This is a genomic window from Enterococcus sp. CR-Ec1 (assembly GCF_002850555.1).
Classification (GTDB): Bacteria; Bacillota; Bacilli; order Lactobacillales; family Enterococcaceae; genus Enterococcus_D; species Enterococcus_D entomosocium.
This window is the reverse complement of record NZ_CP025223.1, coordinates 3024721-3042660: the sequence shown is the minus strand read 5'-3', so window position 1 is coordinate 3042660 and position 17940 is coordinate 3024721. Positions and strand designations below refer to the sequence as shown.

The 17940-nt window shown below is 40.9% G+C and carries 15 protein-coding genes; 14 read left to right on the top strand and 1 reads right to left on the bottom strand.

The window, feature by feature from the left end:
* The first annotated feature begins 80 nt into the window (after positions 1-80).
* The 5 genes from CXM95_RS14515 to rbsK all read left to right on the top strand — a co-directional run bounded on the left by CXM95_RS14515 (position 81) and on the right by rbsK (position 4971).
* Positions 81-1094: a LacI family DNA-binding transcriptional regulator gene (locus CXM95_RS14515; RefSeq protein ID WP_008380606.1), complete on the top strand. Its 1014-nt coding sequence runs from the start codon at positions 81-83 to the stop codon at positions 1092-1094.
* Positions 1095-1234: 140 nt separating this feature from the next.
* Entirely contained in the window at positions 1235-2155 is a 921-nt protein-coding gene (rihC, locus tag CXM95_RS14510) for a ribonucleoside hydrolase RihC (protein ID WP_081117921.1), read from the top strand.
* A gap of 12 nt (positions 2156-2167) precedes the next feature.
* Entirely contained in the window at positions 2168-3538 is a 1371-nt protein-coding gene (gene dcuC, locus CXM95_RS14505) for a C4-dicarboxylate transporter DcuC (protein WP_005234077.1), read from the top strand.
* Between the two features lie 4 nt (positions 3539-3542).
* Positions 3543-4037 carry a GNAT family N-acetyltransferase gene (locus tag CXM95_RS14500; protein ID WP_086297989.1) on the top strand — a complete coding sequence of 165 codons (495 nt, stop codon included), beginning with the start codon at positions 3543-3545 and terminating at the stop codon, positions 4035-4037.
* A gap of 4 nt (positions 4038-4041) precedes the next feature.
* Complete coding sequence (gene rbsK / locus CXM95_RS14495; protein ID WP_086297986.1) at positions 4042-4971, top strand: ribokinase; 930 nt, start codon at positions 4042-4044, stop codon at positions 4969-4971.
* Positions 4972-5062: 91 nt separating this feature from the next.
* On the opposite strand, the gene CXM95_RS14490 is transcribed toward rbsK, so the two are convergent.
* Positions 5063-6277, bottom strand: coding sequence for an amidohydrolase family protein (locus CXM95_RS14490; protein WP_086297984.1), 1215 nt, complete (start codon positions 6275-6277; stop codon positions 5063-5065).
* A 230-nt stretch (positions 6278-6507) separates the two neighbouring features.
* Here CXM95_RS14490 and CXM95_RS14485 point away from each other — a divergent pair, with 230 nt between their 5' ends.
* The 9 genes from CXM95_RS14485 to CXM95_RS14445 all read left to right on the top strand — a co-directional run bounded on the left by CXM95_RS14485 (position 6508) and on the right by CXM95_RS14445 (position 17939).
* The gene (locus CXM95_RS14485) at positions 6508-6921 is read left to right on the top strand and encodes an RDD family protein (RefSeq protein WP_005234081.1); all 414 of its coding nucleotides are present in this window, start codon (positions 6508-6510) and stop codon (positions 6919-6921) included.
* Positions 6899-7192 (top strand): hypothetical protein, encoded by a 294-nt coding sequence (locus CXM95_RS14480; protein WP_005234082.1) that lies wholly within the window; start codon positions 6899-6901, stop codon positions 7190-7192. Before CXM95_RS14485 ends, CXM95_RS14480 begins: the two co-directional genes overlap by 23 nt.
* Before the next feature lie 50 nt (positions 7193-7242).
* Entirely contained in the window at positions 7243-9570 is a 2328-nt protein-coding gene (locus CXM95_RS14475) for a glycoside hydrolase family 65 protein (RefSeq protein WP_086297981.1), read from the top strand.
* Positions 9571-9581: 11 nt separating this feature from the next.
* Positions 9582-10859, top strand: coding sequence for a sugar ABC transporter substrate-binding protein (locus CXM95_RS14470; RefSeq protein ID WP_005234084.1), 1278 nt, complete (start codon positions 9582-9584; stop codon positions 10857-10859).
* 62 nt (positions 10860-10921) lie between these two features.
* On the top strand, positions 10922-11830 hold the full coding sequence (locus CXM95_RS14465) for a carbohydrate ABC transporter permease (RefSeq protein ID WP_008380619.1): 909 nt from the start codon (positions 10922-10924) through the stop codon (positions 11828-11830).
* Positions 11831-11835: 5 nt separating this feature from the next.
* Positions 11836-12672 (top strand): carbohydrate ABC transporter permease, encoded by an 837-nt coding sequence (locus CXM95_RS14460; protein ID WP_016612747.1) that lies wholly within the window; start codon positions 11836-11838, stop codon positions 12670-12672.
* Positions 12659-14785, top strand: a complete 2127-nt coding sequence (locus CXM95_RS14455) for a glycoside hydrolase family 65 protein (RefSeq protein WP_101699315.1) — start codon at positions 12659-12661, stop codon at positions 14783-14785. Before CXM95_RS14460 ends, CXM95_RS14455 begins: the two co-directional genes overlap by 14 nt.
* 3 nt (positions 14786-14788) lie before the next feature.
* Positions 14789-15814 carry a LacI family DNA-binding transcriptional regulator gene (locus CXM95_RS14450; protein ID WP_005234088.1) on the top strand — a complete coding sequence of 342 codons (1026 nt, stop codon included), beginning with the start codon at positions 14789-14791 and terminating at the stop codon, positions 15812-15814.
* A 244-nt stretch (positions 15815-16058) separates the two neighbouring features.
* A complete protein-coding gene (locus tag CXM95_RS14445) occupies positions 16059-17939 on the top strand; it encodes a BglG family transcription antiterminator (protein ID WP_086297971.1) in 1881 nt (626 codons plus the stop codon).
* The last annotated feature ends 1 nt before the right edge of the window (position 17940 follow it).

Here is a 17940-nt window from a genome sequence, read left to right as displayed (position 1 = left end):
AGTATAAAAAGGATTTACTGAAAACATAAGATTGAGTGCTTGGTTCATTTACAAAATTAGGAAAGCGAAAGGGGTATTCAGTGAAAGTCAGATTAAAAGACATTGCAAAAGAAGTAGGTGTATCGATCGCAGCCGTTTCTCAAGTGTTAAATGACAAACCGATTCGGATCACAGAAGAAAAAAAACAGCAAATCAAGCGCTTGGCGGCAGAAAATAATTATACGCCGAATGCTGCGGCTAAAAGCCTGGTTTTGAAAAAAACCAATACGATCGGACTGATCATCCCAGATATCAACAATCCTTTTTTTGCCAACTTGGCCAAGGTCTTAGAAGATTTGCTGCGAAAACAGGGGTATCTGCTGATTTTGGTCAACTCAGATGATAAAGTTGACGTTGAGAAGGAATTGATTCAGCTCCTGATTGACCGCAACGTTGATGCGTTGATCATCGCCCTTTCAACCGAATCCTACGCGGATGAGGTACAAACCAAAGAACGATTGAAGAATCTTTCGGTTCCAATCGTTTTGGTTGATAGAGGAATAGATAACTTTGAGGTCGATCAAGTCTTTTATAATAATCGGCATGGGGGATATATTGCTACCAGTGAGCTAATAAAAAAAGGACACAAAAAGATCGGCACGATGATGAACCCTGATAAAAATATCAATTGTGTGTATCGATACCAAGGCTATTTAGATGCGCTGAAGGAATTCAATCTCCAACGAAAAGACAGTTGGCATGTGGTAACAAAGTTCCAATTTGAAGACGCCTATGAAAAAGCAGACATTCTCTTAAAAAACCGAGATGTAACCGGCATTGTTGCTGGCAACGACTTGATTGCATTGGGAATTATGAAGCGTGCCAAAGAACTAGGAATCAAGGTTCCAGAGGATGTTTCGATCGTAGGATACGACAATCTTGTTTTGAATGATCTTTTAGAAGTATCTCTAACGTCTGTGGAACAAGATGTAAATGATTTAGGTGAAAAAACGGTTCTTGCCTTGATGAATGCAATCAGCGGACAGAAGCCACGTTACGTCCAATTGACACCTAGATTGATAAAAAAGAACAGTGTGACTGAAAGAGTTTCCTAGCGAAACTCTTTTTTTACTATTGACAGCGCTTTAAAACGATGTTATTCTTTGTGTGAACATTAGATAAAACGCTTTATCAGATGTTCGCTTTTTTTAGAAAAATGATAAAACGTTTTATCAAAGGTGAGAGGAGAATACGTATGTCAAAAAAAGAAGTCATTATTGATACGGATCCGGGGATCGATGATGCAGTTGCGTTGGGAATTGCTCTATTTAGTGAAGTCTTGGAGGTCAAGTTGATCACGACAGTGGCCGGAAATGTCGGTATTGAACATGTCACCAATAATTTACTGAAACTGCTTTCCTTTTGGAATTTGTCGATTCCAGCAGCACAAGGTGCATCTCAGCCACTAACGCGAGCAGTCAAAGATGCCAGCGATGTTCATGGGGTCACAGGAATGGCCGGCTATTCATTTCCAGAACCAGATCGTTCATTGCTGCTGGAAACTTCAGCTGTGGAAGCGATGTATCAAACGATCAAAAAGAATAAAGAAAAAATCACAATTGTCGCATTAGGTCCTCTAACGAATATTGCTCTTTTGCTTAAGATTTATCCAGAAGTCAAAGAAAAAATCGATGAGATCGTTTTAATGGGCGGAGCCTTAGGTAGAGGAAACTTTGGTGTATTGTCAGAGTTCAATATTGCGATTGACCCCGAGGCTGCAACGATTGTTTTTGAGAGCGGCTTACCACTTTCTGTAGCACCATTAGATGTGGGCGCCAAAGCGCTTGTTTACCCAGAAGACAGCGCAAAAATCAAAGAAATGAATCAAACCGGAGATATGATGGTTCAATTATTCAAAAAATATCGTGGTGGCAGTTTTGGCACGGGGCTGAAAATGTATGACAGTTGCGCGATCGCTTATCTTTTGTGTCCAGAGATGTTCACTGTTCAAGAGACTTTTGTTGCGATCGAAACACAAGGAGCCTACACAGCAGGTGCGACAATTGTCGATCTCAACAATCGTCTGAAGCAGAAAAACAATTGCCGTGTTTGTGTCGATATCGATGAAGCGCTCTTTAAAGAATGGTTTTTACAGGCAATCAGCAAGTGTAAATAGGAGGGGAAAGAAATGATAGAAGCGATTTTAGTACTCGTTGTTTTGGGGATCGTCGGATATTTTATTATTAAGAGTTATAATCCAGCATTGATTTTGATTATTGGGGCACTTGTCTTGCTTTGTGCATCCGTTGCTTTAGGAAATCCGCTTTACCCAGAAGGCGAAGGGACTGGCTTGGCCTTATTCGATATTTTTTTAAAGCTTAAAGATACGATCATCTCTCAAGTAAGTTCTGCTGGTCTAGTGATCATGATCTTATTCGGATATTCAGGTTATATGAATCTCATTGGTGCCAATCAAAAAGCTGTCAATATCCTGGTTCAGCCAATGACCAAAATCAAGTCTAAGGCATTATTTATTCCGATCGTTTTCTTATTAGGGAATTTGATGTCGTTAGTCGTCCCAAGTGCATCTAGTTTGGCAATAATTTTGATGGCAATCCTTTATCCACTGCTTCAAGGGATTGGTATCTCTTCCTTAACAGCAGCCGGTGTTATCGCAATGACTGCCACGATCATGCCGACGCCATTAGGTGCGGATAATGTGATTGCGGCTCAGACATTGAATTACAACATCTTAACTTATGTTCTGTACCATGCGAAAATTTCCATCCCAACATTGCTGATCATGGCCATTGTTCATTACTTTTGGCAAACGTATTGTGATAAAAAAGAAGGCAAAGATGCCTTTGTAGAACTAAAAGAAATTGAAAGTAAGTCAGAAGAAACGGCTGTTCCTGGATTTTATGCAATTTTACCACTCCTTCCTTTGGTGTTGATCATTATCGTTGGTATAATCGGTATATTCAAAGAAGGTGTAACAATGGATATTTTCGTCCTAACGATGATTTCCTTTTTTGTCGCATTACTGATTGAATGTTTGAGAAAGAAATCTTTCAAAATCGCGCAAGAAAGTGCAGTGGAACTATTCAAAGGAATGGGACAAGGGTTTAGTCAAGTAGTCATGTTGGTTGTGGGTGGATCATTATTTACCACAGCTATCCAAAGCTTAGGAGTGATTGATTCACTAATGAGTGCGGTAGAAAATTCTCAATCTGCTGGCGTGTTAACGGCATTGATATTCAGCGGCGCAACCGCATTGTTCGGTATTTTGAGTGGCGGAGGATTGGCGATGTTTTACGCTGTGATTGAACTGATTCCCGATATTGCCGCTAAAGCGGGAATTGACGGGATTTTGATCGCCTTGCCAATGCAGATGATCGCCAATCTTGGCAGAACGATCTCACCAGTTGCCGCTGTAATTATGATTGTGTCTTCTTCAATCGACGTCAGCCCTGTTCGGTTACTGAAACGAACCAGCGTTCCAACGATCGTTGGGATTATAGCAGTGGTCATTTTGTCGTTGGTATTGCTCCCTTACTAGAGTCATGAATGAACTACAAAGGGCGTCACGGCAAGAATTAGCAGAGATTTTTCAACTGTTCATCGAAGCAAAGCAGCAGATGAATAGAAGGAAAATCTACCAGTGGACTGATACTTATCCCTCCCTAGAAATCTTAGCGAAGGATATCGAGAAAAAGGAACTGTTGGTGTTGAAGGATGAAAATAAAAACATTGTAAGTGTCGGTGTTTTGTCAGTTGACTCATTGTCAAATTGTAGCAAAGAATATCATGGGATAAGAACGATTCAGCGACTCGTTGCGAGACCATCTCAAGCGGGGCAAGGCTTTGGCCGCCAGTGGATCAGAAGCTGTTTGGAACAACAGTGTGATGAAGGGGAAACACTTCTTTCAATCACAAATCATACCAATCTGCCCATGCAGCGATTATTTGTAAAAACAGGGTTTTTAAAGGTTGGTGAAACGACCATTGAGGGTCGGGAAGCCTTTGGTCCTTTTTATATATTCAAGAGAAATAGGTGATTTTTTGAGTAAGATAACGATTTTAGGTAGTGTGAACATGGATATCGTGATCACGACAACACGAATGCCGAGGATCGGCGAAACGATCATTGGGGAGCAAATTGATTATTTTGTCGGGGGCAAAGGAGCAAATCAAGCAGTGGCAGCTTCTCGTTACGGTGCATCAACAAAATTTTTAGGGAAAATCGGGGAAGATACTTTTGGGGAAAAGGTTCTTCAGCACCTCAGCAGAGAAGCTCTCGATTTATCGGCTGTTTCCCGTGAAAAAAATATGTTCACAGGAATTGCGAGTATTTTTAAATTAGCAGAGGATAATTGTATCACTGTCGTCCCCGGTGCGAATGGACTGATCGATGAAGCCTACGTTCAGCAAACAATCAGTGAACTTTCACAAGGGGATATCTTACTTACTCAACTGGAAATTCCTGTGGAAACAATCAAACAAGCATTGATTCTTGCCAAGAAAAAAGGAGTTCTAACGATTTTGAATCCTGCTCCTTACAATGAAATCGTACCGGAACTCCTGCCGTATATTGATATTTTGACACCAAATGAAACGGAATTTGCCGCTTTGATCGGTAAAGAGGCCATTTTGGAAGACGAAATTGAGCAGGTCATTGCTGATTGGCAAAAAAAATATGCCACGCGAATCGTTGTCACACGAGGAAGCAAAGGGGTAACATTTGTAGAAAAGTCACAAGTTGTGACGATTCCATCGAACAAAGTTTCAGTTGTAGACACTACCGGTGCGGGGGATACCTTTAATGGCATCTTGGCAGCAGCTTTAGGGGAAGAAGCCGATTTTTATGAAGCCGTTTCTATGGCGAATAATGGAGCTAGTCTGTCCGTTCAAAAGCTGGGGGCTCAAACAGGAATGCCACTAAAAAGTGAAATAGAAGAGTTTATGAAGCAGCAGGTTGATTCATTTACCTGAAAGACTATGTACAATTAGCAAACGACTATTCCTGAAAAAAGGCATCTGCGCCTCTAAAAAGAAGCGCAGATGCCTTTTATATAGGTAAGATTTATGCGGTGAAAACAACTGTTCCGTGATAAAAGCTTTTGCTGACGAAGCCTTTACGGGCAACGAATTCTGCCGTACAAGTAGCTGGTGTCAGTAAGAAATCAGCCGAATCACCAACCTTAGGCCATTGCTGCGCACCGTTTTTATCCAATGGGACTTTGCCATCCGTGACTAAACCTAATGCTTGCGTCAAGTCTTCCTGACTTTTGACGGCAAAAATCTCTAAATAGCGGGCCAGTTTTTCTTGTAAAGAACCATCTCCTAGAGAAGACCAAGAATCATAGACGTTGTCGCAACCAATATGAACAGCAACGCCATAGCTTTGCAATTCCTTAAGCGGTGGAATCGTGCCAGGGCTGATGGGAATACTTGAAATGATGTGGATCTCTAAATCTGCTAAGGCTTGAAAGACTTCTTTGCGTTCTGTGCCTTCAAAGTCATTTAGACCAAAGGCGTGACTGATCGCCACATTTCCTTGCATATTGAATTCCTTCGTCAAACGAATCATTTCTTTGACGGTCGCTCTGCCAGCTTCTTGCCGATCGTGAAGATGGAGGTCAATCCCGACATGTCCTTTTTGAGCAAGTTCAAAAGTTGTCCGTAAGGAAGCCTGGTAATCTTGATCGAGTGTATAAGGATCAACACCGCCAATAAAAGATGCTTTGCCCGTTGCTAAGGCTTCTTCAATCAAAGAAGCAGCATTTGAGCGCAATAAGCCATGTTGTGGGAATAAGACCAACTCCGAGCCAAAAGGTTGTTCGGCAACTAATTCGGTAATCGCATCAAAATAACGCAGCTGAGTCATTGGTTCAATATCAATATGTGAGCGGAACATCACCGCACCATGAGGCAGTTCTAAATCGATCAGCGCTTGTCCGCGTTCTTTGATCGATAACGGCAAGGCATCTAATTGGGGAATCTCAGTTTCAAATCGTTCCACCAAGCTAGCTGCCGGCGTTACTGGACGCCAAGGAGTACCTAATTTACTTTTGTCCAAATGACAATGTTTTTCGATCAATCCTGGCAACAATAACTGATTTCCCCCATCAATGATCGTCGCTTCGCTTGATGCCTGCCATTCGGTCATCGGCACGATCTCCGCTATTTTTCCATCATTGATCCCGATTGCTGTATTTTCTGTTTTGGTTCCATAAGACCAATCGCCTTCTTTTAAATAACTCGTCTCAAGTTGTACATTTGTAAGCCATAAATCCAAGAAATCGCCTTCTTTCGTATTTGCTTCATGGTATCACAAGTAAAGCTGGTTCCCAACCAAATCGCTTGCAAAAAAACAGACAATCTAAAACGTTTTAGTATTCACGCGATTTTCCATTAGGAAATCGGAAAAAATAAACATTATTTTTTTATGAAAACGCTTGAATAGAGAAAAGATGTCTGGTAATATGTGGATGTAACGAAAAGGTTTTCGAAAAGAGGGGGACAAATATGCTGTTACTAAGATTGCTAGCATTTTTGATTGATTGCATGATCATTTTTTTACCAAGTACCATGCTTAGCTATCTCCTAATGGTACCTGCTGGAGTAACGATTGTCTTGCCACAACTTCTCTTTGTGGTCTACAACATGATTTGTTTGAGTAGTTTTGAGGGGAAAACGATTGGCAAACATTTTGCGAAACTCGTTGTTTTTACGAATCAACGTAATTTATTAACTGTAGGAATGAGGGAAGTAGCAAAATTGCTCTACTTTTTACCAATGATCGGTTGGTTGTTTTTCACTGGTTCTTTCTTCCTCTATCTAGGTACGAAAAAAACGTTACACGACATTTTAGGACAAAGTGTAGTGGGGTTCAATAAGAAACAGGGGAATGATCAGTATGAACGAAACCTCCTTCGATGAGTTGTTAACAGGGAATCCTTTATTGGAGATCAATACACAAGCGCTACTTTTGTTAGTTATTTTTGCTTGGGCTAGTGCTAGTCTTATTGCTTGGAAGTGGCGAAACGAATACCAAGCCGCAAAAATAATTAGAGATTATGCTTACTATGCGCCACTCCACTTGATCGTAGGATGGGTGTTTCTTAACGCAGCAATTGTCCTAGTAATTGGTAGTTATTTCATGGGCTTGATTGTACTTTTGTTTCGGTCCAATAACTATTTTTATAAATAAAAAATTTTTGAAAGAAACTAAAACGTTTTCTGAAGAAATAGGAGGAAAAAATGGAGACAGCGATGCAGTATTTAAAAGAAGACCCTTGGAAAATTACGGAAAAGACCTTTGATACAAAATGGTTAGGCAAAGCAGAAGCCATCATGTGTTTGGGCAACGGGTATCTGGGGATGCGCTCTGTGACAGAAGAGAAATATGTTGGCGAAACGCGTAATCTTTTTGTTGCAGGAACCTTTAATAAATTCGACGAAAATGAAGTGACTGAGCTTCCTAATGTGCCGGATATGATTGGAATGGAGCTCCTTTTTGATGGCGAACGATTAGATTTATCAAAAGGCAAATATTCAAACTATTCACGTGTCTTAAATTTGAGAACTGGGGAACTCACGCGCTCCTTTCAATGGAAACATGGTCAGATTAATGTCGAACTGACCTTTAAGCGATGTGTTTCCTTTGCCCAAAAGCATGTGTTTGCGCAACAAGTGCTGGTCGAAAATTTAGGAAAAGAAGTCACGTTGGAAATTATTTCTGGTATTGACGGACAAAAGACAAATAGCGGCTCACAGCATTTTACTGAAGGTGACAAATCATTAACAGAAAATCGTTTCTTACAAATGATGCCAAAGACCACTCAATCTAAGATCGCCTTTGTTCTTTCGACAGCACATAATCTAGAAAAAACAGAAGATTGCTATGATGGAACCAAGAAGCGGATCGAGATGGGAAGACGGAAAATCTACAATCGTTACTGGCAAACCTTGGCACCTAATGAGACGTTGAAGCTTGAGAAGTTTTCTTCTGTTTATACCACGATCGATAAAGAGCATTTAGGAAAGGCACCACAAGATTTGAAGAAGATTGCCCTTGAAGAGCTGAAAGAGATTCGCAAAAACGGCTATCAGGAATTAGCAAAAGCTTCAGCAGCGGCATGGGACAAAGAAGTCTGGTCCGTCTTTCCAATCAAAATCAAGACAGAGAACACACTAGATCAATTAGCGATTCATTTTGCAAAATATCATCTACATGTGATGACACCAGCCCATGACGAACGCATGAACATAGGTGCCAAAGGCCTATCTGGGGAAGGGTACAAAGGACATACCTTTTGGGATACAGAGATTTTCATGCTGCCATATTTTACCTTCACACACCCAGAAATCGCCAAAAAATTAGTGACTTATCGCTATTTAGGTTTGGCTGGTGCCCATAAAAAAGCTACTGAGAACGGCTATCAAGGCGCCCAATTTCCGTGGGAAGCTGCTTGGCCTGAAGATGGTGAGACTACGCCAGTTTGGGGCGCTGCGGATATCCTTACGGGCTTACCAACGAAAATTTGGTCAGGATTTATTGAACAGCATATTACCAGTGATGTCACCTACGGCATCAAACAATTTATTGATGTAACGAATGATCAACAATTTGCATGGGAAAAAGGTTATGAAGTGATTTTTGATACGGCGATCTTCTGGGCGAGTCGTTTAGAGTGGTCCGAAGAAAACCAGCGCTTTGAAATTTTAGACGTAGTCGGACCAGATGAATATAAGGAGCATGTCGATAACAATGCTTTCACGAATCATACTGCGCACTGGAACATTCAATTAGCCATTTCATTGTATGAAGAGTTGAAAAAGAACCAGCCAGAACAATTTGCGAAACTAGCTGAAAAATTACCATTAAATGAAGCTTATCAAGAATGGCAAGCAAAAGTAGCTGCTATTTATTTACCGCAACCGAATGAAGCGGGAATCATCCCGCAAGATGATACCTATTTGACGAAAAAAGAGATCGATCTCACGAAATATAAAAATGATTCGCAAGTAGGCACACTGTTCCATGAGTATAACTTAGAACAAGTCAACGAGATGCAAGTTTCGAAACAAGCGGATGTTCTTTTGCTCTTGTTCTTATTTGAGAACCTTTTTCCAAAAGAAGAGAAACGGTTGAATTGGGATTACTATGAGCCGAAAACGTTGCATGATTCTTCCTTATCCTTATCGACACATGCCATCCTCGCTGCTGATTTAGGGGAAGTAGCACTTTCTTATGATTTGTTTCAACAAGCAATCAACATTGATATGGGAGAAAATATGCTGTCTTCCAATGAAGGGATTCATGCAGCATCACTCGGCGGTATTTGGCAAATGACGGTCTTCGGCTATGGTGGTATCCGTTGTTTAGACGGCCAGTTAAGAATCGAACCACATTTACCAAAGGCTTGGGAAGCACTTGAATTTGGTATTATGTGGCACCAACAGCCATTAAAGATTGAGGTCACACAGGAAGGTTTTACGGTCACCAACCATGGGGAGCAAGCGATTGAGTTTATCGCTTTTGATAAGGTTTATCTGCTTGAAGAACAAATCAAAATCACTTTTTAGGGGGAAATAAAATGACTGGATGGAAAAAAGTAGTAGGAACAGGGCTTCTATTGTCTGGAGCAGTGGTGCTGGCAGCTTGTGGGGGAAACGAAGACACCAGTAGTTCGACAGATCAGACGGATTTCACGGGGGATTCGTTAACGATCGGTGTTTGGGGTGGCAACGAGGCAGAAGAAAAATCGTTGGATGAGATGATCCAATCTTTTGAAGAAGCAACGGGTGCAACAGTTGAAAAGAAAGTATATACCGATTATAATACCCAAATTCAAGCTGACATGGCTGGTAGAACGGCACCAGATGTCTTTTACGTGGATGCCTATATGTTCCCATGGTTCTCAGAGAATGGCACACTTGCAGAGCTGGATCCGGCTAATTTTGAAAGTGAGCAGTTTTATGATAGCTTGATCGATGCTTTTACGACTTCGGATGGACAACTGCAGGCTGTTCCCAAAGATATGTCAACTTTAGCACTCTATTTCAATACAGCGATTTTTGAAGAAGCGGGTGTGTCGATCGATGAAGTGCCAGACACACTTGAAGCGTATGTTGAGTGGCTGCCGTCGTTCCAAGAAAAAATCAATGAGGCGTATGGTGACGGAAATGTTTTTGCCATGAGCTATAACCAAGATATGGCTCGCAACTATCATCTTGCAACGCGGGAAAATGCTCAACCAATCAATGAAGATGGGACGGCTAATTTGGCTGATCCAGCAGTAGTTGATAATCTTTCGATTTTAAAAGAGTTGGTCGATACGAAAGCAGCTGTTACACCGCAAGATATCGGAACAGGTTGGAACGGCGAAGCTTTTGGTTCTGGAAAAATTGCGATCATGGATGAAGGAAACTGGGTGTATGAGACACTTAAGACAGAATTTCCTGATATTCCTTTTGTTGTAAAAGAAATGCCAACGTATAAAGGAACGGAAGGGTCAATGATGTTTTCTGTCGGTTGGGGAAAATATGTTGGGACCGAAAAAAGTGCCTTGGCAGATAAATGGATTCAACACGCTACTGGTCAAAGCGGTATGCAAGCATGGGTTGAAGGAACCGGGACATTACCTAGTCGTCAAGATGTAGCAGATGCGGCCAAAATCACAGAAAACAGTGACTTGAATGTTCACCTAGAGGCTTGGGATTATGCAACGATTTGGCAAAAGGGCACCACTTTAGATACGATCAACAAAGCCTATCAAAACTTTTTACCGAATGCTTTAAATGGAAACATGACCTTTGAAGAAGCAATGGAAGCTGCTGATGAACAAGCGAACGCAGATATTACAGCAAATTAGTCTGAATTTGAACGAGGGAGAGGAACTCCTCTCTCTTTTCTTTTGGGAAAGGTGACAACATGATGGAACGAAAAAAAACTAACTATACAAAAAGCCAATGGCAAGAAATCCGACAAGCTTGGCTCTTTCTGGCTCCAGCAATCATTGTCGTAGGAATCTTTTTCGTCTTAGCTGTTCTCTTTGCTTTTTATCTATCTTTCAACGACGTCAATTTGTTTACCAATACATTTTCTTTTAAAGGGATAGAAAACTATTTACGTATCTTCACCGATCAAAAAGCGCGAATCGCTCTTAGAAATACGGCCACGTTTGCCTTGGTCGTCGTTCCGTTACAAACGATTTTTGCTTTGATTATCGCGTATATTTTAAGCAGCAAAGGAATCAAGGGGAAGAAACTGTTTCGGATGGTTTATTTTTTGCCAACTTTAACTTCTAGTTCAGCATTGACGATCATCTTTATGTTTATTTTTAATATTTACGGTCCAGTCAATGACTTATTTATGAATTTAGGATTTTACTCAGAACCAATCAATTTTTTACAAGAACCGGCCTATGCGTTGAAAGTGATTATGGTAATGAATATCTGGTCGACCGTGCCTTATTATATGACGATCTATTTGGCTTCTTTAGTTGATCTGCCTCATTCTTTGTACGAAGCAGCAGAGATCGATGGTGCGACAACCGTGGATAAATTACGGTATATCACGATTCCTTATCTACGCCCAATCACTACCTATGTACTGCTGACGGGGATCATTGGTACCTTTCAGATGTTTGACCAGGCGTATATCTTCTCGAACGGATCAGGGGGACCCAACAATTCGACTCTGACCTTGTCACTAATGATTTACCAATACGCCTTTGGACAAATGAACACGATGGGGTATGCGGCAGCATTAGCGATCGTTTTAGCAATTATTATCTTTATCACGTCACTTTTAGCAGAAAAATTGAACAAAGAAAGAGGGTAACGTCCGTGAGAGGAAAAGAGAAAACAAAAATTTTAAAGATCTTGCTTTATACGATCTTGATTCTTTATGCAGTACTGACCTTTTATCCTTTTGTCTGGGCAATTGCTGCATCTTTCAAACCCTATAGAGAAATTGTTTCTGGGGATATGAGTTTGATCCCCAATGAGTTTACTTTAGACAATTTTCGATATGTCTTGGGGCGCTCTTCTTTGTTTATGCGCTGGTTTCTAAACTCCGTGATTATATCCGTTATTGGAACGACCATCAATATTTTATTAAATACGATGGCAGGTTATGCCTTAGCAAGATTAAATTTTCCGGGGCGTGAACGAATTTACTATGGGTTTTTGGCATTGATGATGGTGCCAGCTCAGGTTTTGTTGATTCCAAATTACTTAATCTTGATGAATCTAGGAATGTTAGATAGTTTTTCAGCATTGATTTTACCAGCTGCGATCAACATCGGGAATATCTTTATGATGCGTCAATTCTTTTTATCTTTTCCAAAAGATGTGGAAGAAGCTGCGGCAATCGATGGTCTCGGCAGATTTCAAACATTCTTTCGTATCGTGATGCCATTAGCAAAACCATCCATCGCAACACAAGCTGTCTTTATTTTTATGGGCTTTTGGAATGAATTCATGAAACCAATGCTCTATTTGACCACGCCAAGTAAATATACTTTGACTCTAGGGTTGCAGACTTTCCAAAGTCGAAATGGTGGTGTACGATGGGATCAGACGATGGCGGCAAGTGTGATCACGATCATTCCCATTGTGATCATTTACTTGCTGTTCAACAAATATTTCTTACAAGGAGTGCGAATGGATGGCGAAAAATGATTCATTTAAAGTAAGAGCACAGGAACTTTCTCATCAAACCCCTGAATACTTAGAAACATTGTTTGCAGTTGGCAATGGTCAAATTGGCGTGCGTGCAGGTCACCCCTTAAAAGTCAATGAGCTTTACGAGGGAAACCCAGGCTCCTTTGTTAATGGTTTTTTTGATAGTGAGACGATCCAATATGGTGAATGGGCATACGGCTATGCCAAAGAGCATCAGACGATCATCAAGCTGCCGAATCTAAGAGGCGTACGTTTACAGATTGGTGACGAGGACTCTAGTGCTTCAGAATGGCAAGTAAAGCCTATACAAATGACTTTGGATTTGGAAAAAGGCGTGTTGGATGAATCCTATAAAGTAGTAACGCCACTAGGTAAAACTTTTGAATTGGTGATGCAGTCGTTTGCCTCTGTGACACGAAGTGAACTTTACGTCTGTCAGTATCAAATTAAGAACACCAATTTCTCAGAGCCAATTTCCATAACACATCCGTTAGAACAAAAAGCAGCAATTGTTCAAACAGATGATCCTCGGGTTGCTAGTAAAGCACATCACTTACGAAAAGCTGATTATCAGGATTATGCGATTTGGACTGCTGAAAATAGTCAACGAAGTATAGCAATTCGAGTGATCAATGGCGAAAAGCAAGTACAAGCAGAGGAAACGCTTACGACGGTTTTCCAAATGAAACTACTTGAAGATAATCAAAATCACGAAACACCTTTTAACCAAGAGTTAGCCGATTTTGAAGTTCTCTTGCAAGAGCAGCAACAAAGTTATCAGCAATTTTGGGCGGCAAGTGATATCCAAATCGAAGGAGATCCAGTTCTTCAAAAAGGCATTCGGTTCAATTTGTTTCATTTGAATCAAGGTGCGGGGCGAGACGGCAGAACAAATTTCGCAGCCAAAGGATTGACTGGCGAGGGATATGAAGGGCATTACTTCTGGGATACGGAAATGTATCTGTTGCCATTTTTTATTTTCACGAACCCTGAAATAGCCAAGGCATTGCTTTCCTATCGCGGGAAGATCTTGCCGCAAGCCAAACAACGGGCGCAGGAGCTAAGCCAAGAGGGTGCTTTGTTTGCTTGGCGAACAATTGATGGAAATGAGACGAGTGCTTATTATCCAGCGGGAACTGCCCAAGTCCATATCAATGCGGATATCGTTTATGCATTCCAATTGTATGAACGAGTGACTGGCGACCAGGCATTCATCGAAACGGTTGGCAGTGAAGTTGTTTTTGAAACGGCGAAATTCTGGTTGAGCTATGGCGATCTAGTAGAAAAAGAGGGCAAACTTGCCTTTTGCATCAATGGAGTGACTGGACCTGATGAGTACAGTGCCCTTGTTAATAATAATTTTTATACGAATAAAATGGTTCAAAATAATCTATATTATGCCATTGAGTTAGCACAGCGGTATGGTAAATACCAAGAAACAATTAGTGCTTGGCAGCAAGCAGCCGACTTAATGTACTTTGGTTACGATGAACAGCGAGGGATTACGAAGCAAGACGATGGATTCTTAGAACAAGCAGTCTGGCCATTTGAAACTACACCTGCTGAAAAGTATCCTCTCCTGCTGCATTATCATCCAATGGTCATCTACAAACATCAAGTCTGTAAGCAAGCCGATACGGTTTTAGCCCAAATGCTCTATACAGGAGACTTCAGTCTTGAGCAATTAAAAAAAGATTATGACTATTACGAACAAGTGACGACGCATGATTCCTCCTTGTCTCGTTCTATTTTTAGCGTGATGGCGAGTCGAATTGGGGATTCTGAAAAAGCCTATCGTTATTTTATGGATACGGCTTTGATGGATTTAACGGATCTCCAAAAAAATGTTGTCGATGGCATTCACGCAGCAAATATGGGGGGAAGTTGGCTGAGCTTGATTTACGGTTTTGCAGGGTTGTATTACGATCAAGGCCTGCGATTAGCGAATCATTTGCCACAGAAAATAAAAGAACTAAAATTTACGCTCTTTTATCAAGGAGAACCTGTTAAAATCAGTTTAAAGGATCGCGATATTGACTGTCAGTTAGCGGAGACAACCCAATTGCTCGCTACGAAGACTGATGGTGGTATTTGGATAAAGGAGAGATAGCAAATGCGAACAACGATTCGCGATGTGGCAAAGGCAGCCGGTGTATCAATAGCGACTGTATCCAAAGTTTTTAACGGGTATAGTGATATCAACCAACAAACCAAGCAAGAAATTTTAAAAATAGCGAAAGAATTAGACTATTCCCCAAACATGGCAGCAAGGACACTGTCTTCGAAGAAACAACAAACCATCGCCTTGATTTTAAATGAGTTGAATTTCAACCGAAAATCAACGATGCCTTTGGAAGTGTTGAATGGGGTCTATCGTTATACGGATCAGTCAGATTTTGAGTTTGTCTTTTATGGGACAAGTACTGAGAAACAAAAGCAAAAGACGTTTAGTCAGTTCTGCAATGAGCACAATATCACTGGTGTAGTGATCCAAGGGTTAAAAACCACCGATCCTTACTACCAGGAAGTACAGCAAACCTCTTTGCCGACAGTTCTGATTGATATGGAAATCGACAATCCTAAGATCGGCTTGGTTTCGATTGACAATGAAAAAGCGGCGCAAGAAGCTGTGGATTTTTTGATTGCCAATAATCATCGACAAATTGGCATGATCAACGGGAGTCGTGATGCCAATGTCAGTGAACTTAGAGAAAAAGGCTACCGCGCTTCTTTGGCAGCGCATGGCTTGTTAGTGAATGAGTCGTATATCCAGTACGCCAACTATGAAGAAGAAATTGCCTATTTGATTTGTAAAAATCTGTTAGAAAACAATCAAGAAATCACTGCACTGTTCTGTGCTAGTGATATTATGGCAATCGGAGCGATACGAGGAATCAAAGACATGGGCTTGCGGGTTCCTGAAGATATTTCGGTCATCGGGTTCGATGATATTATTTTGGCTAGCTACGTAACGCCTGAATTAACAACCGTTGCCCAAGATATGGAACGAATCGGTTATGAAGCAGCTGAATTACTAGCAGACATCATCACCAATCAAGCAGAAACGAGCCATCGAAAAATTAGTCCCCATCAATTAAAAGTGCGACAGTCGGTAGAGAAAATCAGCGAGGTTCGCTAAATAAAAAAGACATGACCTTCATTGAGTGAAGATCATGTCTTTTTTTGTGGAGAAGAAAACTCAAACAAATTGGTCGGTCATATGTGGCAACAACAAAGTGAAAGTCACGACCATTCGTTTTTTTGATAAGAAGCAAAGCACAAGGCAAGCAACTTCTTGTAGAAATTTCCCTTAATGAAAGGGAAGATATACCTATGGAGGTTGCTTGGGTTTGACTCTAAACTAGTAAGCGAGGGAGAGAGAGATGGAAAAATTAAGCCTATTGTTGTTAAGAACACTTTCGGAGCATGACGGTTTTATGACGAGTAAAGCGGCTGCTGCCGAGTTGGGTGTTAGCAGAAAAACCGTTCGCCGTTATGCAGAAGAAATCAACCAGCATCAAGAACGATACGGTTGTATGATTCAAGCGAAAAAAGGGAGTGGGTTGTATTTACAAATAACGAACGAAGAAGCTTTTCAGCGAAGGAAAGAACAAGCGTCCCACAATGACGACTTTGTTTCTAGAATTATTGAATTCTTTATTCAAGAAGAAACGTATATTAAATCCGAAATGCTTTGCGAACGCTTATTCATTTCTCAGAGTAAGCTATCTCAAGAATTGAAAAAGCTGCGACGGATACTAAGCCATTACCAGCTCTCCATTCAAACGAAGCCGTATTACGGAATGAAACTTAGCGGTAGCGAATTTGACTTGAGACGGTTTATGGCTAGTAATTATTTGCAAAGAACCCATATCAAGCAGTTAGAAGAGGGCACAATCAGCGAAGATACACCGTCGCTTCTTCACCAGCAGATAAAAGCGATCGTTTCGACGGAGTTTTCGCAAAAAGCCTACCCCATGTCGGAGGCTATTTTGAACAATCTGGTGAATCATTTAGCGATCGCTGTCTTACGCATGCAAAGCGGCCGCTACTTAGATCGAAACCTACCGATCAGCGGCAGGACCAATGATGAGCAGACATTACTAGGAGAGCGAATCATCGCCAGAATTGAAAAAGAGTGTGCTGTACATTTTACCGAATACGAGCGAAATTATGTTTTAGGGCAAATCGTTGGCAAACGAGTAGTCCCTAGAAATGAAAAGATGACTGTTTCAGATGAAGCAGCAGAATTGGTCAGCAAAATTTTAAAAGCGATCAAGGAAAGCCGCCAAATCGATTTCAGCAAAGACTTGGATCTGCAAACGATGTTGATGTTGCACTTTGCTCCGCTGATCGATCGGATCGAATTGGGGATCGAGCTGAAAAATCCTTTGTTGAATGAGGTGAAGGTACACTGTAATGTCGCTTATGATTTAGCCATCATTGCCGGTCAAGTCATTGCAAAGCAATTTGAAAAGACCATCAGTGATCATGAACTCAGCTATTTGGCGATGCACTTTGATGTGGCTTTAAATAAGAAAAATTCGCAAACACAGCGCAAGTATATTTTAGTGGTCAATGACCTAGGCCGAGCGGCCAATACCTTCCTTAAAGAGAAATTTGAGTTTTATTTTCGCAATTATATCAAGAAAGTCACGGTATGCAATCAATATGAATTTTTGCAAATGATCGAAGAGCAGGAGTTCGATTTTATCTTTTCTTCGATTCCACTTCCTTACGAAGGAACGATTCCTGTTATGAGTGTTGATTATTTTATGCAACCGGATATGATCAAAAAGATCGAAGCCGCATTGGCCGCTGTCTTCACAGAAGAAGTGCTTTTGAACTACTTTAAGGAATCGTTATTCATCTGTGAACAAGAATTTGAAACAAAAGAAGCGGTGTTGCATTTTTTATGCCAACAAATCAAAGAACAGTATTCAATGCCTGAGAATTTTGAAACGTTGGTTTTTGAACGAGAAGCCTTTTTTGGAACCGATTTCTTACCGTCAGTCGCTTTCCCTCATCCCAATGCGCTGATTGGTGCAGAAACGGTGATTGCCGTTGCAAACTTGAAAAAGCCAGTGTTCTGGTACAAACAGACGGTTCGTCTCGTTTTCTTATTAGTGATTGCTGAACAAGATCACTTAAAAGTGAAACCGCTGAATGATCATTTGATCAAACAATGTTCTTCGTTGGATAAAGTAAACAAACTAGCTGCGACAACGGACTTTATGACGTTCATTAATTATTTAAAGGAGTAGT